Below are 21,327 nucleotides of genomic sequence, written 5' to 3'. Positions count from 1 at the left end.
GGGGCCGGGGCATCACGCCCTGAGAGCACAGCCCCGGTCGGGGGCGCGCGTTGAGCGGAGACGCGCCCCGGACCGGACCACAGGGCCCCGGCGGCGGCGGGCATCAAAGGCAGGGGACGGCCTGCTCGCCGCCGGCCGGGGCCCACATGTACCAAGCAATACATCGGGAGTGGGTATGAGTTCGACTGGCGCGGGCGTTCGGGCACAGGTCCGGACACGCGACGGCTGGGCGGTCAAGCACGCGGTGCTGACCGTCACGGACATGACCGGCACGCAGGTCCTGCGGGCCACGGCCGACGAGGAAGGCGTCGTGCGCGACGCGACGCCGCTCCAGCCCGGCCCGTACACGGTGATCGTGACGGCCGTCGGCTATGCGCCGGTCGCCTCGACCTCGATCGTGACGGCGAGCGGCCGGATGGACGTCGGCAACGTGACGCTGGCCCGCCAGGGCGGCGCCGAGCTGCCGCCGCCCGGACCGTGGACGATCGACCCGATGCACTCCTCGGTGGCCGCGGCGGCGCAGCACCTGGGCATCTCCAGCGTGCGCGGCCGGTTCACCGAGTTCGCGGGCCGGATCGACATCGCGGAGGACATCGAGAAGTCGCGCGTCGAGGCGGTCATCAAGGCCGCGTCGATCGACACCGGCAACGGCATGCGCGACGGCCACCTGCGCAACGAGGACTTCCTGGACGTCGAGACCTACCCGGAGCTGACCTACCGGTCCACGGGTCTGGAGGCGGCCGGTCCGGACCGCTGGATCGTGCACGGCGACCTCTCGCTGCACGGCGTCGAGCGCCCGGTGGACCTGAACCTCTCGTACCTGGGGACCGGCCCCGACCCGTGGGGCGGCACCCGGGCGGCGTTCAGCGCCACCGCCGAGCTGCGGCGCGAGGACTTCAAGATGAACTACAACCAGGTCGTCGCGGCGGGCATCGCCGCCATCGGCACCACCCTGCGGGTGGAGCTGGACATCCAGGCGGTCCAGGGGGAGACGCTGCCGATGGCGGGCTGACCAGCCCGCAGGGGGCCGTCCACGGCAGCGCCGCGGGCGGCCCGCGCGCATCGCTCCGGCCGGCCGATCACTCCCGACGGCCGGCCGGGTACGGGTAACGGAAAAGGCGGCGGCCGCTCCTTCGCGAGCGGCCGCCGCCTTTCGTATGGGTGTGCGGCCGGGCCTTTCGTGCGCGGCCGGGGCCGGCCGGGAGACCGGACCCGTCCGGAGGCCGGGACCCGTCAGGGCTTGCGGCCCCGGTCGCGCATCGCCTCGATGCCGGCGATCTGCAGGTCCAGCGCGAAGGCGAAGTCGCGTTCGCGCATCTCCCGGACGCCGACGCCCTGCCGGAGCTCCAGGGACCTGGCGGACATCTCCATCGTCTCGGCGAACTCCGGGCGGCCCTGGACAGCGCCGATGACCTCGTCGAACTGCTCGTCCAGCGACTTGCCGGTCTCCCGGCAGCGCTGCTCGTGCAGCCCCTCGACCGTGCTGAAGCCGTAGACGAACTGGAAGATCGCGCCCAGCGCGCCGGAGATCTGCTCCGGGCTGAGCCCGCTGCCCCGCATGACGCGCAGCGTCGCGTTGGAGAACGCGATCGCCCGCGGGCCCACGTTCAGGTACTCCCCCAGCAGCCGCGGCGCCCAGCGGTGGGCGACCAGCACCTTGCGGTACTCGGCGGCCAGGTGCCGCAGGTGGTCCCGCCAGTCCTTCTCCGGATCGCTCTCGTCCGGCAGTTCGATCTCGCCGGCCACCGCGTCGATGGCCAGCTCCAGCAGGTCGTCCTTGGTGTCGACGTACCAGTAGACCGACATCGCCGTGACGCCGAGCGCGGCGGCCAGCCGGCGCATCGAGAACTTCGCCAGCCCGTCCGCGTCCAGCAGCCGGACCGTGGTCTCCACGATCTTGTCCAGGTCCAGCCCGGCCGGCTGGTCCGCCTTCCGTTTCACCGGAGGACGTTCGGTCAGCCAGACACTCTCCCGCGGCTTTCCGGCGCGGCTGCCCGTCGCTGCCATGACCGGCCCTCCCTCATCGCTGAACTGGTCGTACGCGGTCCTGCCGCCTCGATGCTATTCCGCTTCGGCACGGGGGTGCCCCGTCCGTCCGGCGGCGTCCGGCGCGCCGCCCGGCCCCGGTACCGCGGTGTCCTCGGCCATCGTGACGGCTGTGGCGTCCGGGGCAACGGGCTGTGCGGCGGCGGCCCGTTCGGCGCGCTCGACCCGCCCCAGGAGGATGCCGGCGACCATGCCGCCCGCGAACACCGCGGCAGCGCCGACCAGTTGGCTGGTCTGGATGCCGGTCGCGAAGGCGTCGCGCACGGCCGCGCGGTCGGCGTCCGTACGGGAGGCGGCGAGTGCGGCCGGCAGCGAACCGGCGCCCGCCGCGACCGCCGGGAGCAGCGCGGCGAAGCGGGAGTTGAGCACCGCGCCGAGCACGGCGACGCCCAGGCCCTGGCCGCACTCCATGAGCGTGCCGTTGACGCCGGCGCCGACGCCCGCCTTGGCGGGCGGGATCGCGGACATGATGGCGTTGGCCATGGCGGGCATGGAGAGGGCGACGCCGATGCCCATGACGATCAGGCCGGTGAGCATGCCGCCGTAGGAGTCGGCGCCCAGCAGCGAGATGGCCGCGAGGCCGCCCGCGAGCAGGGTCATGCCGACGGCGATGGTGCGCGGGGTGCCGAGCCTGATCATCAGCCGGCCCGCGATGCCGGAGAAGTTCAGGACGACGGCGGTCAGGGCGAGCGGCGCGATGCGCACGCCGGCCTCCAGCGGCTCGTAGCCGAGCACCAGTTGCAGGTGCTGGGTGAGCAGGAACATCGAGCCGCCCATGCCGAACGCGACGAGGATGCCGCCCGCGACGGCGCCGACGAACTTGCGGTCGCGGAAGAAGTGCATGTCCAGCATGGGGTGCGGGGTGTGCAGCTCCCAGCGCGCGAAGACGGCGAGCGCGAGGACGCCGACGACGGCGGAGCCCAGGACGCGGCCGGAGAGCCAGCCGTGGTCGGGCCCGGAGATGATCGCGAAGACCACGCAGACCATGCCGATCATGGACAGCAGGGCGCCGAGAAGGTCGGGCCGGTCGCCGGAGGCGTTCTTGGACTCCGGTACCAGCTTCACCACGGCGACCAGGGCGAGCAGCGCGACCGGCAGGTTGATCAGGAAGATCGAGCCCCACCAGAAGTGGTTCAGCAGCGTGCCGCCGAAGAGCGGCCCGGCGGCGAAGCCGAGCGAGTTCACCGCGCCCCAGATGCCGATGGCCTTGGGGCGCTCCTCGTCGTCGAAGATCTGGACGACGACGGCGAGGGTGGTGGTGAGCAGCAGCGCGCCGCCGATGCCCATGCCGGCCCGGGCGGCGATCAGCTGCCCAGCGGACTGCGCGAAGCCCGCGCAGACCGAGCCGAGGCCGAAGAGGACCAGGCCGGCGGCGAGCATCTTCTTGCGGCCGTAGCGGTCGGCGGCGTTGCCGGCGGTGAGCAGCAGGCCGGACTGGACCAGTGAATAGGCGTTGATCATCCACTGGATGTCGGCGGTGGTCGCGCCCAGTTCCTTGTTGAGCGAGGGGACGGCGACGTTCAGGACGGTGTTGTCGAGGACGACGGTGAGCTGCGCGAGGCAGATGACGCCGAGGATGATCCAGCGCGCGGAGTGGCGCGGCGGGCTCCCGGTGACGGCGGCAGCGGAGGCCACGGGGGACATGCAGGCTCCCTGTACGGATGTGAGCGGATTGGCTTACACCGTACAGGGATCTCTTATACGCCGTACATTTCATTTTCGGCCGCGGCCCGGGGCACGGAGAGGCGGCTCCGCGCCCCGGGGGGGCCGCTGCGGTGCTACTTCTTCGGGCTGGTCAGGTCGTAGAGCGTCGTGCTGCCGACGGTGACCTTCTCGAAGTTCTTCGCCACCCAGGACGTGATCCTGGCGGAGGTGCCGGAGCTGCCGCCCGGGCCGCCCATGCCGCCGCCCAGGAAGTAGTGGATCCTCCCTTCCTTCACGTACTGCTGGAACTGCTTCAGCGTCGGCGACGGGTCGCTGCCGTTGAAGCCGCCGACGGCCATCACGGGCCTGCCGGTCGCCAGCTGGTAACTCGCCGCGTTCTGCGAGCCGATGGACGCGGCGGCCCAGGTGTACTCGTCCGCGTCCGCGAGCAGCTCGGCCTTCACCTCGGTGCTGACCTGGGCGCCGTTGAGCAGGCCGCCCATGCCGCCGGCTCCGCGCATGGCGCCGCGCTCGCCGCCGGCCCGGCCGGGGCCCGCCTGCTGCTTCGTGCCGCCCGGGCCGGGCCACTGATTCGAGCCGCCGGGGAACGCCTTCATGCCACCGGGCGGCTGCCCACCGGGCCCGGCCTTGGCGTTGCCCTGGGCGCCCGGCATCCCCGGCGGGCCGCCCTTGCCGCCGCCCGGCCGCCCGCCGCCCATGCCGCCGGGGCCGCCCATGCCGCCCGCGACCGACGGGCCGGCCGTGATGATGGAGCCGGTGTGCGGGGTCGTCACCGTGTTCAGCGTGTACGCGACCGGCCCGGCCAGCGACGTGACGAGACCCAGCCCCGCCGCGCCGACCGCGAGCCGCCGCCCGGCACCGGACGTACCGCGCCCGAAGACCGCCAGCGCGACCGCCGCGAACAGCCCGCCGACCAGCACGGCCCAGCGCAGCCACGGCAGCCAGCTCGGCGACCGGTCCAGCAGCACGTACGACCAGACCGCCGTCACCGCCACGGTGAGCGCGAGCACCGAGGTGGCGGCCACGTGCCCCCGCCGCTGCCACAGCAGCGCCGCGCCCATGCCCACCAGCGCCGCGACGTAGGGGGCCAGCGCGACGTTGTAGTACTGGTGGAAGATCCCGGACATGAAGCTGAAGGTCACGAAGGTCATCAGCAGGGCGCCGCCCCAGACCCGGAACGCATTCCGCTGCTGCGCGGCCACCGCGTCCGTCGCCCGGCGGGCCCGCCACAGCACGGCCAGACCGGCGATCAGCAGCAGGAAGGCGGCGGGCAGCAGCCAGGAGATCTGGCCGCCCATGTCGGAGGAGAAGAGCCGGCCGATGCCGGTCTCGCCCCAGCCGCCGCCACCCCGGCCGCCGCCACCGCCGCCGACGCTGCCGGTCTCGTTGCCGTTGATCCGGCCCAGGCCGTTGTAGCCGAAGGTCAGCTCCAGGAAGCTGTTGTTCTGCGAACCGCCGATGTACGGGCGCGAGGACGCCGGCCACAGCTCGACGATCGCCACCCACCAGCCGGCCGAGACGACCAGCGCGAGCCCCGCGAGCAGCGTCTGGCCGATCCGCCTGCGCACGGTGGTGGGCGCGCAGAGCAGGTACACCAGCGCCAGCGGCGGCAGGATCAGCCACGCCTGCAGCGTCTTCACGAGGAAGGCGAAGCCGAAGCAGAGCCCGGCCAGCACCAGCCACTTGGTGCGCGCGTCCTCCAGGGCGCGCAGCACGCAGGCGATCGCGCAGACCATCAGCAGGCACAGCAGCGCGTCGGGGTTGTTGAAGCGGAACATCAGCGCGGCGACCGGGGTGACCGCCAGCACGCCGCCCGCGAGCAGCCCGGCGCCCGCGCCGAAGCGCCGGCGCACGGTGGCGTACAGCACGCCTACCGCCGCGACGCCCATCAGCGCCTCGGGCACCAGGATCTGCCAGGCACCGAGCCCGAAGAGCCGTACCGACAGGCCCATCGGCCACAGCGCGGCCGGCGGCTTGTCGACGGTGATGGAGTTCGCCGCGTCCGAGGAGCCGAAGAAGAACGCCTTCCAGCTCTCGCTGCCGGCCTGGACGGCCGCCGAGTAGAAGGAGTTGGCGTACCCGGAGGCACCCAGGTCCCAGAGGTAGAGCGCGGCGGTGACGGCCAGCAGGAGCAGCAGCCCGGGGCGCGCCCAGCGCGGATCGCCGGGTCTCGCCGGCGTACGCGGCGCGTGCGGCGCATCCGTCCGCCGGTCCTCGTGCAGGGGCGGTGCGGTCATCGGGAGCTCCTGGAATCGCCGGTGCCCTGCTGGGCGGGGGTGGTGCCCGGGAAGACCCAGGCGCGGAAGAGGAGGAAGCGCAGGACGGTCGCGGCGAGGTTCGCGGCGATCAGTACGGCCAGTTCCGTGGCGTGCGAGGGGGTGCCGGTCGCCGCGTTCAGGGCCGCCAGCGAGCCGCTGGTCAGGGCCAGTCCGATGGCGAAGACGACCAGGCCCTGCGCCTGGTGGCGGACCGCCCGGTCGCGGCCCCGTACGCCGAAGGTGAGCCTGCGGTTGGCGGCGGTGTTGCCGAACGCGGAGACCAGCAGGGCCAGCGCGTTGGCGGCCTGCGGCCCGACGCCCAGCCGGAAGAGCGAGTACAGCAGCAGATACGCCACCGTGCTGAGCACGCCGACCACGCAGAAGCCGACCAGCTGGCGGGCGAGGCCGCCCGGTACGCCGGACAGCTGCCGGTCGCGCGGGTCGTCGCCGAAGGGCCGGGCCAGCCGGTCCAGCGGCAGCGCACCGGTGGCCAGCGCCCGTCCGACCCGCCAGACGCCCTTGAGGTCGTCGGTGGCGGTCTTCACGATGTGCACGGTGCTGTCCGGGTCGTCGACCCAGTCCACCGGCACCTCGTGGATGCGCAGTCCGGCGCGCTCGGCGAGCACCAGCATCTCGGTGTCGAAGAACCAGCCGGTGTCCTCCACCATCGGCAGCAGCCGCTGGGCCACGTCGCCGCGGATGGCCTTGAACCCGCACTGCGCGTCGCTGAAGCGGGCGGCCAGCGAGCCGCGCAGGATCAGGTTGTAGCTGCGCGAGATGAACTCCCGCTTGGGCCCGCGCACCACCCGCGAGCTGCGGGCCAGCCGGGAGCCGATCGCCAGGTCGGAGTGGCCGGAGATCAGCGGGGCCACCAGTGGCAGCAGCGCGTTCAGGTCGGTGGACAGGTCCACGTCCATGTACGCCAGCACGGGCGCACCGGACATCGACCAGACCGTGCGCAGCGCCCGGCCGCGGCCCTTCTGCTCCAGCCGTACCGCGGTGACCTCGGCGATCTCATTGTCGAGCCGGGCCGAGACCTCGGGCGTGGTGTCCGTGCTGGCGTTGTCCGCGATGGTGATCCGGAAGCCGTACGGGAACGTGCGGGTCAGGTACTCGTGGAGCCGCCGCACGCACGGTTCGAGGTCGCGCTCCTCGTTGTAGACCGGGATCACCACGTCCAGGACGGTCGTGGTCCGGCCGGGGCGCAGGTGCTCGCGCGGCGGCAGGGAGTCCAGCGGGACGGAGGCCGGTGCGGGTCCCGGAGCGGGGGCCTGGGAGTGGCCCGGGGCCGGAGTGGGGCCCGGGGCCGGCTGTGTCGTCGTCATGCCGCCGACGTTCGTCGGCCCCGCTGTCACCACCGTGTGGTGAGGCTGTGTCCTGCCTGTGAGTCCGCGGCGGGGCCGGTTTCCCGTGCCATGGCGGGGCCGGAGCCGTGCGCCACGGCGGGCTGTTCACCGGGCGTCTCGGCAGGCTGGTCACCCGGTGCCTCGGCGGGCAGCCGGACCGTGAAGACGGTCCGTCCGGGCACGCTGTCCACGCCCACCTCGCCGCCGTGCGCGGCCACCACGGCGCGGACGATGGCCAGGCCGAGGCCGGTGCTGCCGGCGGCCCGGGAGCGCGAGGCGTCGCCGCGCGCGAAGCGTTCGAAGACGTGCGGCAGCGTCGCCGCCGGTATGCCGGGGCCGTCGTCCTCGACCTGGAGCAGCACGGACGGGCCGTGCCGGGCCACCCGCGCGGTGACGGTCGTGCCCTCGGGGGTGTGCGTACGGGCGTTGGCGAGGAGGTTGACCAGCACCTGTTGCAGGCGTGCCGCGTCGGCCCGTACGAGGGCCGGCGCGTCGGGGAGTTCGAGCCGCCAGCGATGTGCCGGGCCGGCCGCGCGGGCGTCGCTGACCGCGTCCACGACCAGCGGCGAGAGGTCGGTGCTCGCGTACGACAGCGGGCGTCCCGCGTCCAGCCGCGCGAGCAGCAGCAGGTCCTCCACCAGCCCGGTCATCCGGGTCGCCTCGGCCTCGATGCGGCCCAGCGCGTGCCGGGTGTCGGGGCCCGGCTCCTCGCGGCCGCGCCGGGTCAGTTCGGCGTAGCCGCGGATGGAGGCGAGCGGTGTCCGCAGTTCGTGGCTGGCGTCCGCGACGAACTGCCGTACCCGCGTCTCGCTCTCCTGCCGGGCGGCCAGCGCCGAACCGACGTGCCCCAGCATGCGGTTGAGGGCCGCGCCGACCTGGCCGACCTCGGTGCGCGGATCGGCCTCGGCGGCCGGTACCCGCTCGTGCAGCGCCACCTCCCCCTCGTGCAGCGGGAGTTCGGAGACGCGGGTGGCGGTCGCCGCGACCCTGCGCAGCGGGCGCAGCGCGAGGCCGACCATCGAGGCGCCGGCGATGCCGGCCGCGACGAGTCCGGCGGCGGTCACGCAGACCTCGACCGTGATCATCGTGCCGACCGTGTCCTGGACCTGGGCCAGCGGGAGCCCGATGACCACCGAACCGTCCTTGGTGGACTGGACGCGGTAGTCACCGAGGCCGGGCAGGGTGGCGGTGTGCGGCGAGCCGTCCCGGGGGACCTCCGCCAGCGCCCGGAGCTGGGCCGCGTTCAGCGGGTCGAGATGGTCGGCCGGGTCGCGGCTCTTGACGTCGTTGTTCTTCGCGCCCTGCGTGATCTCACCGTCGGGCGTGACCCGGCCGCCGACCGTGCCGGTCGGCTGGCCCGGCATCGCGACGAAGTCCAGGTTCCGCTGGGGCGGAACGTGTGCCGCGATCGGGCCCTGCGTGCGCCATGCGGCGTCGTTCAGCTGGTGGTCGAGCTGCTGCTGGAGGTAGGAGTGCAGCGCGATCGTCGTGACCGTGCCGATGACCGTGGCGACCACGGCGATCAGCGTGACCGCGGCCACCACCAGCCGGGTGCGCAGGGACCAGGGACGCCGGCCGGAACGGCCGCCGGGGGTACGGGACATGAGCGCAGGCCGCCTACTCGGCAGGCTTGATCAGGTACCCCGCGCCGCGCCGGGTGTGGATCATCGGGCTGCGGCCCGCGTCGATCTTCCGGCGCAGGTAGGAGATGTACAGCTCGACGACGTTGGCCTGGCCGCCGAAGTCGTAGGACCACACCCGGTCCAGGATCTGGGTCTTGCTGAGCACCCGGCGCGGATTGCGCATGAGGTACCGCAGCAGCTCGAACTCCGTTGCCGTGAGGTGGATGTCCACTCCGCCCCGCGAGACCTCGTGGCTGTCCTCGTCCAGCACCAGGTCGCCGACCGTGAGCACCGACTCCGAGCGCACGGCGGCGGCACCGGCCCTGCGCAGCAGGCCGCGCAGCCGCGCGACGACCTCCTCCAGGCTGAACGGCTTGGTGACGTAGTCGTCGCCGCCCGCGGTCAGCCCTGCGATGCGGTCCTCCACGGCGTCCTTGGCCGTCAGGAAGAGCACCGGCACGTCGGGCAGGTCGCGGCGGAGCCGGCCCAGTACGGTCAGGCCGTCCATGTCGGGCAGCATGACGTCCAGGAGCACCGCGTCCGGTCGCCATTCGCGCGCGGCCCGCAGCGCGCTCGCGCCGTCCCCGGCGGAGCGGATGTCCCAGCCTTCGTACCGCAGCGCCATGGAGAGCAGGTCGGTGAGCGACGCCTCGTCGTCGACGACGAGCACGCGCACCGGGCTCCCGTCGGGGCGCAGCAGTTCCGGTTGCTTCTTCACGGCGGGCGGCGATCCGGCAGTGGCAGTCATACCGGCAAGCCTGGCCCCGGCCTCTGAGAACCCCCTTTCGGGTGTCTGTGAATTTCCTGAGAAACGCAGGTGGCGGCGGGCATGACCGGCTGGGCCGCCCCCCGCGCGGTCCAGCCGGTCCCACTGGGAAAAGCATGGCAGGGGGCACTGACAATCGGCCCTGCGCGCGAGCGGCGCCGGGGTTCCCTGACCCGCTCGCCGCACCGGCCGGACGCCGGAGTTCCGCTGTTCAGAGCCCCAGCAGCCGGGCCGCGTTGCCGTAGCAGACCCCGCGCAGCCAGTCGTCGCCCAGCTCCACCCGCGTCAGGGCCTCCAGCGCGTGCGCGTAGCCGTACGGGATGTTGGGGAAGTCGCTGCCGAAGAGGACGCGGTCGCCGAGGTCCGCCAGCCGGCCGCGCTCCGCCCGCGGGAACGGCGCGGCACGCTCGGCGAAGTCGGTGAAGTTCATCGTCGTGTCCAGGTGCACGCCGCCGTACCGCTCGGCCAGGTCCAGGAAGTCGGTGTACTCCGGCATGCCCATGTGCGCGATGACCAGCCGCAGCCGCGGGTGCCTCGACAGCACCCGGGCGACCGGCTCGGGCCCGGTGTGCTTGCCGGGCGCGGGCCCGGAACCGCAGTGGATGACGACCGGCACCCCGGCGTCCTCGATCAGCCCCCACACCCCGTCGAGCCGCTCGTCGGCCGGGTCGTAGCCGCCGACCTGCACATGGGCCTTGAAGATCCGTGCGCCGCCCGCCAGTTCCTCCCGTACGTACGCCTCGGCGCCGTCCTCGGGGAAGAAGGTCGCGGTCCGCAGGCAGTCCGGGGTGCGCGCGGCGAAGTCGGCCGCCCAGCCGTTCAGCCAGCGCGCCATGCCGGGCTTGTGCGGGTAGATCATCGAGGTGAAGGCGCGGACGCCGAAACCGCGCAGCACGGCGAGGCGTTCGTCCTCCTCGTACCGGTAGGTGATCGGCCACTCCCGGCCCACCAGCGGCCCGGCCGCGTCGAAGTACGCCCAGACCTTGGCCATGACGCGTTCCGGCATGAAGTGCGTGTGCACGTCGATGAGTCCGGGGAGCCCCAGCCCCCGCCAGAACGCCACGACCCGCTCGTCCCCGTCGGCCGCCGCCGCGCCCGGCCCGTCCGTCGCCTTCAGAACAACCCCTCCTGCCGTCCCTCGTCCGCGCCGCTGTCCGCGCGGACCACCGCCGCCGTGGTCACCTTCCCGGCCGCGGCCCGCAGCACCCGTCCGGCCAGCAGCCGGGCGTCCACCACGAGCGCCGGTGCCGCGTCCCCGGCCCGTCCCTCCTGTCCCAGATACAGGTCGGCGCCCGCCGCCGCCATGACCTGGCCCACGATCTCGTCCCCCGCCCGCAGCGCACGGATCTCCGCCACGCCGCCGGGCGCCGCCGGGATCCGGTCCAGCCCGAACACCTCGGAGTGGTCCACGTACGCGTACGGCGCCGCCCGCAGCGCCTCCGGCCAGCCCGGCAGCGACCGGGCCTCGGCGTGCAGCACGGCCAGCGCGGCGGCCCGCTCGGCCACCGGCGGCAGCGCCCGCCGCGCCGCCCGCTTCTCCGCCTTCCCGAACCGGTCCCGCACCGCCAGCGCGCTCCCCAGCAGCGCCTCGGCCCGGCGCGCCGCCATCAGCGGCCCCTGCCCCAGCCAGGAGTACCCGACCGCGCCCTGCTCCAGCAGCCGTGCCGCGCCCCGCTCGGCCGCGGTGATCCCGACCTTCAGCAGGCCGGGCCCGAAGTACGCCAGGTAGACGCCGTACGGCCGGGGGTCGTCGGCCATCGTGTCGGCGGCCACCGACCGCGAGCGGTCCAGCCGCGCGCAGTCCGGGCACTGGTCGCGCGCGCCGGCCCCGTCGAGCACAGCGGCGCGCGGGCAGGCCGTCCACCGCCCGGCCCGCCGTACGCCCAGGCAGCGGCGCTCCCCCTCGACGGCGAACGCCAGCCGCCGGCCGGCCGGCAGCGCGCTCCGCCGCTCCTCGGCCCGCTCCGGGTGGTACCAGCCGAGCCCGAAGGCACCGTCCGACCACCGCGGACCCGTGCACCGCCACATCGGTCCGTCCCCCTCACACCACGGCCGGTACCGGCTCGGCGCGCTCCGGTGCGGCCGCCGGTCCCCGGAACGTGCTGCGGTACTGGCTCGGCGACACGCCCAGCGCCGCCTGGAGGTGCTGCCGCAGCGAGGCGGCCGTGCCGAAGCCCGCGTCGGCCGCCACCCGGTCCACCGAGAGGTCGGTGTCCTCCAGCAGCTGCCGGGCCCGCTCGACGCGCTGCTGGGTGAGCCACTGCAGCGGCGAGAGCCCGGACTCCTCCCGGAAGCGCCGGGTGAAGGTCCGTACGCTCATCGACTCGCGCGCGGCCAGCTCGCGCAGGGTCAGCGGGCGGTGCAGGTTCTCCAGCGCCCAGGCGCGCGCCGCGCCCGTCGTGGCGAACTGCCGGCTCGGCACGGGCCGCTGGATGTACTGGGCCTGGCCGCCCTCCCGGTGCGGCGGGACGACCGTGCTGCGCGCCACCTCGTTGGCCACGGCCGAGCCGAAGTCGCTGCGCACCATGTGCAGGCACAGGTCCACGCCGGAGGCCACGCCCGCCGAGGTCAGCACGTGGCCGTCCTCGGTGTAGAGCACCTCCGGGTCCAGGCACACGGCGGGGAAGAGCCGCCGGAAGTCGTCCGTGGACCGCCAGTGGGTGGTGGCCCGCCGCCCGTCCAGCAGGCCCGCGGCGGCCAGCACGAAGGCGCCCGTGCAGATCGAGGCGACCCGGGTGCCGGGCCGGATGCGGCCCAGCGCAGCGGCGAGCGGCGCGTCGAGCCGCCCCTCCGGCGTGTAGTCCTCGTGCGCGGCCGGCACGACCACGGTCTGCGCCTCGGCCAGCGCCTCGGGGCCGTGCGCCACGTTGATCGTGAAGTCCGCCTCGGTCCGCACCACGCCGGGCTCGACGGCGCAGGTCACCACCTCGTACAGCGGCTCGCCCGCGGCCGATTTCGCCTGGCCGAAGACCCGGTGGACGATGCCCAGCTCCATCGGCAGCATGCCGTGCCGCACCAGTACGGCGACCCGGTGCCGCCCGCTCTCCGTGAAAGCTCCCATGGCCCGATCCTTGCACACCATGGCCATCAGGCCACTCGTTTCGGGACGACCGCTCGCCGACGATCGTGCCCATGAAGATTTTCTGGCTCTACGCCCACCCCGAATCCCGCTCCCTCAACGGCGCCCTGAAGGACGAGGGCGTCCGCGCACTGGAGGCCGAGGGCCACGAGGTACGCGTCTCCGACCTGTACGCGATGAAGTGGAACCCGGTCGTGGACGCGGACGACTACGGCCACGACCGCACCGAGCGCCTCGATGTCGCGCGGGTCTCACAGCAGGCGTTCGAGAGCGGCCGGCTGGCCCCCGACGTCGTCGCCGAGCAGGAGAAGATCGACTGGGCCGACGCGGTGATCGTGCAGTTCCCGCTGTGGTGGTACGGGATGCCGGCCATCCTCAAGGGCTGGTTCGACCGGGTCTTCGTGAAGGGCTTCGGCTACGGCGTCCTCGGCGAGGACGGCCGGACCCTGCGCTACGGAGAGGGCCGGCTGGCCGGCAAGCGCGCCATGGTGGTCCTCACCGCCGGTGCCTTCGAGCCCTCTCTCGGCCCGCGCGGCATCAACGGCAGCCTGGAGTCCGTGCTCTACCCCCTCCAGCACGGGACCTTCTGGTACACCGGCATGTCCGTACTGCCGCCGTACCTCGTCCCCGCGGCCAACCGGGTCTCCCCCGAGCAGTACGCCGCCGCTGCGAGCGGCCTCCGCGAGCGGCTGCGCACCCTCGCCACCACCCCGCCGCTGCCCTACCGCACCCAGAACGGCGGCGACTACGACGAGGACCTGGTGCTCCGCGACAACCTGGCGCCGGGCCGCACGGACCTCGCCATCCACCGCAGCTCCTGAGCAGGCAGCACAAACGCCGGAGGCCCCGTCGATCTCTCGACGGGGCCTCCGGTCGCTGTGCGCTCGGCAGGATTCGAACCTGCAACCTTCTGATCCGTAGTCAGATGCTCTATCCGTTAAGCTACGAGCGCTCGGCCCTCCGGCGGTCTTCCCACCGGTCGGCGTTGCGGAACCACTTTACATGACCTGCGCGGCAGCTCGCTCCGGCGCCGGCGCGCGGCCCCGCGAGCCACACACCCGCCAGATTATTTCCATGAGAAAACCCCCGTCCGGGTGAACCGGCGGGGGTTTCGTCACGGTGTGCGCTCGGCAGGATTCGAACCTGCAACCTTCTGATCCGTAGTCAGATGCTCTATCCGTTAAGCTACGAGCGCTCGGCTTTCCGGTGGCTTTCCCACCGGTCGGCGTTGCGGGAACAACATTACATGACCTGCGCCGGTGCGCGAAATCCGTTTCCCCTACCGCCGCTGAGCTGCGAAAACGCCGCACAGACGACAACGGAGCCCCGGCCTGCTGGCCGGGGCTCCGTGCTGGCGGAGGCGGAGGGATTTGAACCCTCGATGGGCTTTAAGACCCAAACCGCATTAGCAGTGCGGCGCCATAGACCGGACTAGGCGACGCCTCCACGCACCGCCACCCGCGCGAACGCGATGTGGTGTGTGCAGATGATGGCACAGCTCAGCGTGCTGTCACCAATCGAGCCCTACGGTACTAGGCGCGCGGGCCGCTGAGCAAAGCACTTCCGGCGGCAAACGGCGCGAACCGGCGCGCGGCGGAGTGGCGCGATACGCACCGCATCCGTGCGGTTGCGCAACGTACGGACCGGTGGAGCGTTAGGAGAGGAAGGGGGACCGTCCCGGCCCCCCGTCGTCCCCGTAGTCCCACCCCCACGCCCTGGAGAGTCCGATGGCGCCGCGCCGTATCGCCGTTCTCGTCCTGTCCGCCGCCGCCTGTGCCCTCGCGCCGGCCCTCGCCGCGCCCATGGCCGGCGCCGTCACCCCTTCGGAGCAGGTCCGGCAGGCGCCGATCCCGCTCTCGAAGGGCGGTGACCACCTCACGGTGACCGTCACCAAGTCCGGCGACGCCGGGCTGGACGGCACGCACGAACTGAAGTGCCACCCCACCGGCGGCGACCACCCCAAGGCGGAGGAGGCGTGCCGGGCGATGGACAAGGTGACGCGCTGGGGCAAGGACCCCTTCGCGCCGGTGCCGCCCGGCACGAACTGCACGATGCAGTACGGCGGCCCGGCCACCGCGCACGTCACCGGCCGCTGGGCGGGGCGCCCGGTCGACGCCACCTTCAAGCGGGACAACGGCTGTGAGATCGACCGCTGGGACAAGCTCGTCCCCCTGCTCCCCTCCACCGCGGCCCAGTAGGACCCGGCGGAACGTCCGGAAGACGACGTCAGAGGCGGGAAGCGGAGCCGGGAGCGCCGGAGGAAGGGCGTCCGCTTCCCGCGGACACCGGCCGGGTTTCGTGGCCAAGTAGGGCGCCAGATCAGGACGCGGGGCACATGTCGGGCGTGCGCCGAGTCGCACAGGGCCGTGGCATTACCTCCTCGTCATCCGCCTCCGCGTCCCCGGCCGGTGCCCGTAGACTCCCTTCCAGTGACACGCCACGGTGGGTTTCAGTCACACACCACGGTGGGGTGCCGGCAAGATGCGGTCATCAGGGAGGAAGCGTCGTCGTGAGCAGCAGGCCATCCCGAGGCGCTGCTCGCCTCGCAGCCATACTCGACGCCTTGCCCGACGCGTTGCTGCTGGTCAACTGCAACGGCACGGTCGTCAACGCCAACACCATCGCGCTGGAGATGTTCGAGACGCCGGGGACGGCCCTGGTGGGCCGCGGTCTGCTGGACCTGCTCCCGACGTTCGACTCCAAGCGCATCCCCGGCTCCATGCGTCGCCCGGACGACGCCACGCACCAGGGCGGGCGGCAGAAGCCGACGCGGATGATCGCGCGGCGCACGGACGGCACGGAGCTGCTGGTCGAGGTCACCAGCGCCAACCTGGAGGACGGCCGTACCCCGTACGAGTCGGCCTTCGAGGCGGCGTACGCGGACCACCGCACGGGCTACACCGGCAACGAACTGCTGATGCTCGTCGTCCGCGACATCTCCGGCCAGCTGGACATCGAGAGCGAACTGGCCCGCCAGCAGCGCCAGACGGAGATGATCCTGCGCGCCGCGGCCGAGGGCGTGGTCGGCGTGGACGCCGAGGGCAAGGTCGTCCTCGTCAACCCGTCCGCCGCGCAGATCCTCGGCTACCGGGCCAGCGAGCTGGGCGGCAAGGAGCTGCACCCGCTGATCCACCACTCGCGCGCCGACGGCACCCCGCTGCCCTGGGCCGAGACCCCGCTCGCCGACACGCTCAAGTCCGGCCGCAAGCACCGGGTGCGCGGGCAGGTGCTGTGGGCCAAGGACGGCCGCGCGGTCTCCGTGGACCTGACGACCGCTCCCGTACGCGACGGCGACCAGCTCGTCGGCGCCGTCATGACCTTCACCGACCGGCGCCCCATGGACGCCATGGCGGCCCGGCAGAGCCAGCTGCTCGCCGTGCTGGACCGGTCGCTGCGCGGTCCGCTGGAGGAGCTGCGCGCCGAGCTGGGCACCCTGGCGTCCGACCCCGCGGGCCAGCTCTGGCCCGAGGCCAACCAGGTCCTGCACCACCTCACCGCCGGCTACAGCCGGATGACGACGCTGGTGGACAACGTCCTGAGCTACCAGCAGCTCGACGCGGGCACCGACAAGCTGCAGCGGACCGAGGTCTCCCTGGACACGGTGGTCGCCGCGGGCGTGGAGGGCGCGGTCGAACTGATCGGGCCGGGCCGCGCGCAGTTCGCGGTGCACGCCCCGCCGATCGAGGCCGAGGTCGACGCGGCGCGGCTGGCCCAGGCGCTGTCGCACCTGATCGCCGATGTCGCGGGCGTGGACTCCACGGGCAACACGCCCGCGGGCGCCCCGCCGGCCGGCGACTCCACCATCGTGGTCGCCGCGGCCCAGCGCGGCTCGGTCGTCCGCATCGAGGTGCGCGGCCCGTACAGCGGCGGCGACCCGGTGCACGGCCCGATCGTGCGCGGCATCGTCCGGCTGCACGGCGGCGTGCTGCAGACGCACGAGGTGCCGGGGGGCGCGGGCGGCAGCGCGTACGTACTGGAGGTGCCGGTCAAGGCCGACGGCTCGGCCGTACCGGCCGGGCACCAGACGGCCGGCTCCGACGGCACGGTCGAGACGCCGGCGGCCGGTGCCGGCACCCCGACCCCGGCCGGCGGCACGGACGGCGGCACAGCGGGCGGCCGGCGACGGGCCCGCGGCGGCACGGACGGCGCCGACGCGACGGCGGGCGACGGGACTTCCGAGAGCACGGGCCGGGGCGTGCCCGCCGCACCGAACGGCTCGGACGGCCGCGGCACGGGCGGGTCCACCGGTGGTACGCCGGTGGACCCGCGGGCCCATGCGGGCATGCCGGGCGCCGAGGCCGTGCCGCCGGGCGGACGGCGCCGGGGCCGCCCGGAGGCCGAGTCCGCCGGGTCCGGGCTGCCCGCGCTGCCGGCCGCGGCCGGTGGCGAGCAGCAGGGCCGGCCGGCACCGCAGCAGCCCGGTGGGCGCCGGGCGCGCCGGGCGCTGTCCGACACGGCCGGACGCGCCCTCCCCGAGCAGGTGCCGCCGCACGGGACGGGCCAGGCTCCCGACGCCGCGCAGCAGGCCGCGCAGGGCGGCGCAGGGCAGCAGCCCTCGCAGTCGTCGGCAAGCGCGCTGACCCCGGCCGCCGGGCCGGGCCGCCCCGCTCCGGGACAGCCGCACGGCGGCCGCCCCGGCCAGGACAACGGGCAGGCACAGCCCGGCGGTCAGGGCCCCGCCGGGCTCAGTCCCGCACGCGCCGGCGGCGCCCCGGCGGCGCCTGCCGGGCAGCAGGGTCCGCGTACGCCCTTCGCGCTGCCGCCCGCCGCGGCCGACCAGCAGCCCGCGCGGGTCCCGCAGCCCCAGGCCCCGCAGCAGCCCGGTGCGCAGCAGCCGCGCCCCGCGCTGCCCGCTTCCGGCGGCCAGACGCCCGGCGGTCCGGTCCAGGACCCGCGGGCGGCCGGTGCGCAGACGCCCGGCCGGGCCCCGTCGCCCGGTACCCCGCAGCTGCCCGCGCAGGCCGGTCCTGCGGGGCCCGAGGGCGCGGTGCCCGCGGGGACCGGCAGGCGCCGGGCCCGCCGGGCTCCGGAGCAGGAGGCCACGGGTACGGACGCCGGTGCACGCGGTGCCGCGCTGCCCGCCCCGCACGGTGCCGCCGGACAGGCCGGTCCGGCCGCCGGTGGTGAGTGGGACGCGCCGACCGGCCGCCGCAGGGCGCGCCGGGCCGCCGCCGAGGAGCGGGCCGCAGCCGCGATGGCCGACTCCGAGTCCTCCGGCACGTTCGTGGTCGGCGCCGAGGGCCAGGTCACGCACCCCGAGGACGCCTCGGCGGCCACGGCTGCCCCGGCACCGACGGGCCGCCGGCGCGGCCGCCCCAGCCCCGCCGAGGCCGCTGGACCGCAGGCCCAGGAAGCGCCTGCCGGCCGGCAGCCCGAGGCCGGCGCGCCGGGCGACGCCGGTCAGGGCACCGGCCAGGGCGGACCCCAAACCAACGGAGCCAACGGGGCCAACGGTCAGGGCGGGCCCCAGGGCAGCGGTGCGCACGCGCCGTCCGTCCCCGGGCCGCGCCGGTCCGCGCCCGGTGAACAGCCTGCCGGGCAGCCGGGTGCCGCCGGTCCCCTGCCGCTGCCGGAGGAGGAGGGCGGTCCCGCGGCCGGGCAGTCGCACGGCCGGGCGTTCAGCGTGCGCACGCTCGGGCAGGGCGTGCCCTTCTCGCAGCAGATCGCCGATCAGCACCAGCCCGCGAACGGGCGGCCCGGACGGCACGGCCAGCCCGCGGCGGCCGGTGACCCGAACGCCACCGGCGGCGGCAACGGCACGCTCGGCGGCGGCGCCGGTTCCGGCCGCCGCCGGAAGCTCGCCGCGCCGCCGCAGGACGACGAGCGCGGTACGGGCGCGGACACGCCGCCCGCCGCCCGCGGCCAGGGCGCGCAGCCGCACCCGCCGCTGATGGAGTCCACCGAGGGCCGCGCCTTCGCGATCTCCGCGCCGGACGAGGGCCAGGAGGGCCCCGAGCCGCTGGACGGCCCGAACGGCGCCATAGAGGTCGTCGACCGGCAGCCGCCGCCGATGGACGACGAGCTGCCGCCCGAACCGCTGGACAATCCGCGCCGGCTGCTGGTCTGGCCCGCGCCCGACCCGTCGACCCAGCAGGCGCTGAGCGACCGCGGCTACCGCCCGGTGATCGTCAACTCCCGCGAGGAGGTGGACGCGCAGATCGCGGCGTACCCGGCCGCGCTCTTCGTCGACCCGCTGACCGGGCCGATCACCCGCAAGGCGCTGCAGTCGCTGCGGCAGGCGGCGGGAGCGGCCGAGGTGCCCGTGCTGGTCACGGCCGGGCTGGCCCAGGCGACCCGGGAGGCGGCGTACGGCGCCGACCCGGCGGTCCTGCTCAAGGCGCTCGCGCCGCGCGACAGCGAGCAGCATCCGCCGCGGGTGCTGCTGATCGAGGAGAACGACGCCGTCGCGGGTGCGCTCACCGCCTCGCTGGAGCGGCGCGGGATGCAGGTGGCGCGGGCCGCGACGGACGCGGACGCGGTCAGCCTGGCCACCCAGGTCGCGCCGAACCTCGTGGTGATGGACCTGATGCAGGTGCGCCGCCGGCGGGCCGGGATCGTGGACTGGCTGCGCGCGAACGGCCTGCTGGCCCGCACCCCGCTGGTCGTCTACACCTCCGCCGAGATGGACCCGGCCCAGCTGCCGCGGCTGGTCTCGGGCGAGACGGTGCTGTTCCTCGCCGAACGGTCCACCAGCCAGGACGTCCAGGGCCGGATCGTCGACCTGCTCGCCAAGATCGGCACCAACTGACGCGACGGGCGGCCGGCCCGAAAGGACCGGCCGCCCGCTCGCGTCTCACGCCGTACCGACGGCGCCGGTCAGCCGAGCTGCGTGACGTCCAGCCCGCCGTCCGCGTACTGCTTGCGCAGCACCTTCTTGTCGAACTTGCCCACGCTCGTCTTCGGGACGGCCGGGATCACCGCCCAGCGCTCGGGGACCTGCCAGCGGGCGATGCGGCCGGCGAGGAAGTCCTTCAGCTCCTCGTAGCCGGCCGTTGCGCCCTCCTTCAGGACGACCGTGGCGAGCGGGCGTTCGCCCCACTTCTCGTCCGGTACGGCGACCACGGCTGCCTCGGCGACGGCCGGGTGGGCCATCAGGTGGTTCTCCAGCTCGACCGAGGAGATCCACTCGCCGCCCGACTTGATGACGTCCTTGGCGCGGTCGGTGAGGGTGAGGTAGCCGTCGGGGGTGATGGTGCCGACGTCGCCGGTGCGCAGCCAGCCGTCCGGGCTGAACTTGTCCTCGGGGCGGAAATCCTCGCCGTCAGCGCCGCCGTAGTACGCGCCCGCGATCCACGGCCCGCGCACCTCCAGCTCGCCGGCCGACTCGCCGTCCCAGGGCAGGTGTTCGCCGCCGGGGCCGGCCAGCCGGGCCTCGACGGAGGCCGGGAAGCGGCCCTGGGTGCAGCGGTAGCGCCACTCGTCCTCGCCGGTCACGCCGGCCGGCGGGTGCGCGACGCTGCCCAGGGGCGAGGTCTCGGTCATGCCCCAGGCGTGCACGACGCGGATGCCGTGCCGGTCCTCGAAGTCCTTCATGAGGGAGGGCGGACAGGCCGAGCCGCCGATGATGACCGTGGACAGGCTGGACGGGCCCTGGGCGCCCGCCGCCTTTCTGGCGTCCAGTTCGGCGAGGAGCCCCTGCCAGATGGTGGGCACGGCGGCGCCGATGGTGGGCCGTACGGTCTCGATCATCTCGGCGAGCGGACCCGGCTGGAGGAAGCGGTCCGGCATCAGCAGCGAGGCGCCCGCCATGAAGGCGGCGTGCGGCAGGCCCCAGGCGTTGACGTGGAACATGGGGACGACCGGGAGCGCGATGTCGCGGCCGGTCAGCGCGAACGCCTCGGCGCTGTTGACGTGCATCGAGTGCAGGTAGAGCGAGCGGTGGCTGTAGACCACGCCCTTGGGCTCGCCGGTGGTGCCGGAGGTGTAGCAGAGCGCCGCGGCCTGCCGTTCGTCGGTCTCGGGCCAGTCGTACGTCTCCGGGCGGCCGGCCAGCAGCTCCTCGTAGTCGTGGACCTGTGCGGTGCCGCCTTCGAGGACGGAGCGGTCGCCGGGGCCCGCGACGACGATGTGCTCGACGGTGGGCAGCTGCGGGAGCAGCGGGGCGAGGAGCGGCAGCAGCGAGCCGTTGACCAGGACGACCCGGTCGGCGGCGTGCTGGACGATCCAGGTCAGCTGCTCGGCGGGCAGCCGGAGGTTGAGGGTGTGGAGGACCGCGCCCATGGCGGGGATCGCGAGGTACGCCTCCAGGTGGACGCTGTTGTTCCACATCAGGGTCGCGACGCGTTCGTCGCCGCGTACGCCCAGTTCGTCGTGGAGCGCGTGGGCCAGCCGCGCGGCGCGGGCGCCGGTCTCCCGGAAGGTTTGGCGGTGCGGCTCGCCCTCCCCGGTCCAGGTGATCACCTCGGCCTCGCCGTGCACGGTGGTCCCGTGCGCGAGGATGCGGGTCACTGTCAGCGGTACGTCCTGCATCGTGCTCAGCACCGGGGCCTCCCGAAGACCGGTTACGGGCGAGTAGATTTCCGCTGATTCTGCTGCCGTACCGGGC

The 21,327-nt window shown here is 74.2% G+C and carries 14 protein-coding genes and 3 tRNA genes; 4 read left to right on the top strand and 13 right to left on the bottom strand.

Translation table 11 applies throughout. From position 1 onward, the window contains the following. The first annotated feature begins 175 nt into the window (after positions 1 to 175). On the top strand, positions 176 to 1,012 hold the full coding sequence (locus C3486_RS26400) for a YceI family protein (RefSeq protein ID WP_103835259.1): 837 nt from the start codon (positions 176 to 178) through the stop codon (positions 1,010 to 1,012). A gap of 221 nt (positions 1,013 to 1,233) precedes the next feature. Here the strand turns inward: C3486_RS26400 and C3486_RS26395 are convergent, their stop codons facing one another. The 9 genes from C3486_RS26395 to C3486_RS26355 all read right to left on the bottom strand — a co-directional run bounded on the left by C3486_RS26395 (position 1,234) and on the right by C3486_RS26355 (position 12,791). After that, complete coding sequence (locus C3486_RS26395; RefSeq protein WP_103835258.1) at positions 1,234 to 2,007, bottom strand: TetR/AcrR family transcriptional regulator; 774 nt, start codon at positions 2,005 to 2,007, stop codon at positions 1,234 to 1,236. A gap of 54 nt (positions 2,008 to 2,061) precedes the next feature. Beyond that, complete coding sequence (locus tag C3486_RS26390; protein ID WP_103835257.1) at positions 2,062 to 3,690, bottom strand: MFS transporter; 1,629 nt, start codon at positions 3,688 to 3,690, stop codon at positions 2,062 to 2,064. A 134-nt stretch (positions 3,691 to 3,824) separates the two neighbouring features. After that, positions 3,825 to 5,948: a glycosyltransferase family 39 protein gene (locus C3486_RS26385; RefSeq protein WP_103835256.1), complete on the bottom strand. Its 2,124-nt coding sequence runs from the start codon at positions 5,946 to 5,948 to the stop codon at positions 3,825 to 3,827. After that, positions 5,945 to 7,294: a bifunctional glycosyltransferase family 2/GtrA family protein gene (locus C3486_RS26380; RefSeq protein WP_258053004.1), complete on the bottom strand. Its 1,350-nt coding sequence runs from the start codon at positions 7,292 to 7,294 to the stop codon at positions 5,945 to 5,947. Before C3486_RS26380 ends, C3486_RS26385 begins: the two co-directional genes overlap by 4 nt. Positions 7,295 to 7,320: 26 nt before the next feature. After that, a complete protein-coding gene (locus tag C3486_RS26375) occupies positions 7,321 to 8,919 on the bottom strand; it encodes a cell wall metabolism sensor histidine kinase WalK (protein WP_103835255.1) in 1,599 nt (532 codons plus the stop codon). Between the two features lie 13 nt (positions 8,920 to 8,932). Further along, positions 8,933 to 9,685, bottom strand: a complete 753-nt coding sequence (locus C3486_RS26370) for a response regulator transcription factor (RefSeq protein WP_308461267.1) — start codon at positions 9,683 to 9,685, stop codon at positions 8,933 to 8,935. Between the two features lie 229 nt (positions 9,686 to 9,914). Then, positions 9,915 to 10,820, bottom strand: coding sequence for an amidohydrolase family protein (locus C3486_RS26365; protein ID WP_103835272.1), 906 nt, complete (start codon positions 10,818 to 10,820; stop codon positions 9,915 to 9,917). Further along, complete coding sequence (locus tag C3486_RS26360; RefSeq protein WP_103835254.1) at positions 10,817 to 11,731, bottom strand: DUF2797 domain-containing protein; 915 nt, start codon at positions 11,729 to 11,731, stop codon at positions 10,817 to 10,819. The genes C3486_RS26365 and C3486_RS26360 overlap by 4 nt, the downstream gene beginning before the upstream one ends. Positions 11,732 to 11,744: 13 nt before the next feature. Further along, entirely contained in the window at positions 11,745 to 12,791 is a 1,047-nt protein-coding gene (locus C3486_RS26355; protein WP_103835253.1) for a GlxA family transcriptional regulator, read from the bottom strand. A 44-nt stretch (positions 12,792 to 12,835) separates the two neighbouring features. On the opposite strand from C3486_RS26355, the gene C3486_RS26350 reads away from it, so the two are divergent. Then, positions 12,836 to 13,603 carry an NAD(P)H-dependent oxidoreductase gene (locus C3486_RS26350; RefSeq protein WP_103835252.1) on the top strand — a complete coding sequence of 256 codons (768 nt, stop codon included), beginning with the start codon at positions 12,836 to 12,838 and terminating at the stop codon, positions 13,601 to 13,603. A 58-nt stretch (positions 13,604 to 13,661) separates the two neighbouring features. Here the strand turns inward: C3486_RS26350 and C3486_RS26345 are convergent. The 3 genes from C3486_RS26345 to C3486_RS26335 all read right to left on the bottom strand — a co-directional run bounded on the left by C3486_RS26345 (position 13,662) and on the right by C3486_RS26335 (position 14,228). Beyond that, a tRNA-Arg gene (locus tag C3486_RS26345) sits at positions 13,662 to 13,734 on the bottom strand. Between the two features lie 170 nt (positions 13,735 to 13,904). Beyond that, positions 13,905 to 13,977: transfer RNA gene (locus tag C3486_RS26340), tRNA-Arg, on the bottom strand. Positions 13,978 to 14,134: 157 nt separating this feature from the next. After that, a tRNA-Ser gene (locus tag C3486_RS26335) sits at positions 14,135 to 14,228 on the bottom strand. Between the two features lie 281 nt (positions 14,229 to 14,509). Between C3486_RS26335 and C3486_RS26330 the strand changes: the two genes are divergently transcribed. Both C3486_RS26330 and C3486_RS26325 read left to right on the top strand, forming a co-directional pair. Then, positions 14,510 to 14,980: an SSI family serine proteinase inhibitor gene (locus C3486_RS26330; RefSeq protein WP_103835251.1), complete on the top strand. Its 471-nt coding sequence runs from the start codon at positions 14,510 to 14,512 to the stop codon at positions 14,978 to 14,980. A gap of 311 nt (positions 14,981 to 15,291) precedes the next feature. Then, positions 15,292 to 19,530, top strand: a complete 4,239-nt coding sequence (locus C3486_RS26325) for a PAS domain-containing protein (RefSeq protein ID WP_103835250.1) — start codon at positions 15,292 to 15,294, stop codon at positions 19,528 to 19,530. 68 nt (positions 19,531 to 19,598) lie between these two features. On the opposite strand, the gene C3486_RS26320 is transcribed toward C3486_RS26325, so the two are convergent. Further along, positions 19,599 to 21,263, bottom strand: a complete 1,665-nt coding sequence (locus C3486_RS26320; protein ID WP_103835249.1) for a long-chain fatty acid--CoA ligase — start codon at positions 21,261 to 21,263, stop codon at positions 19,599 to 19,601. Between the last annotated feature and the right edge of the window lie 64 nt (positions 21,264 to 21,327).

Origin of the sequence: Streptomyces sp. Ru73, from assembly GCF_002920575.1 — a bacterium.
Classification (GTDB): domain Bacteria; phylum Actinomycetota; class Actinomycetes; order Streptomycetales; family Streptomycetaceae; genus Streptomyces.
This window is presented reverse-complemented; position numbering and strand designations above follow the sequence as displayed.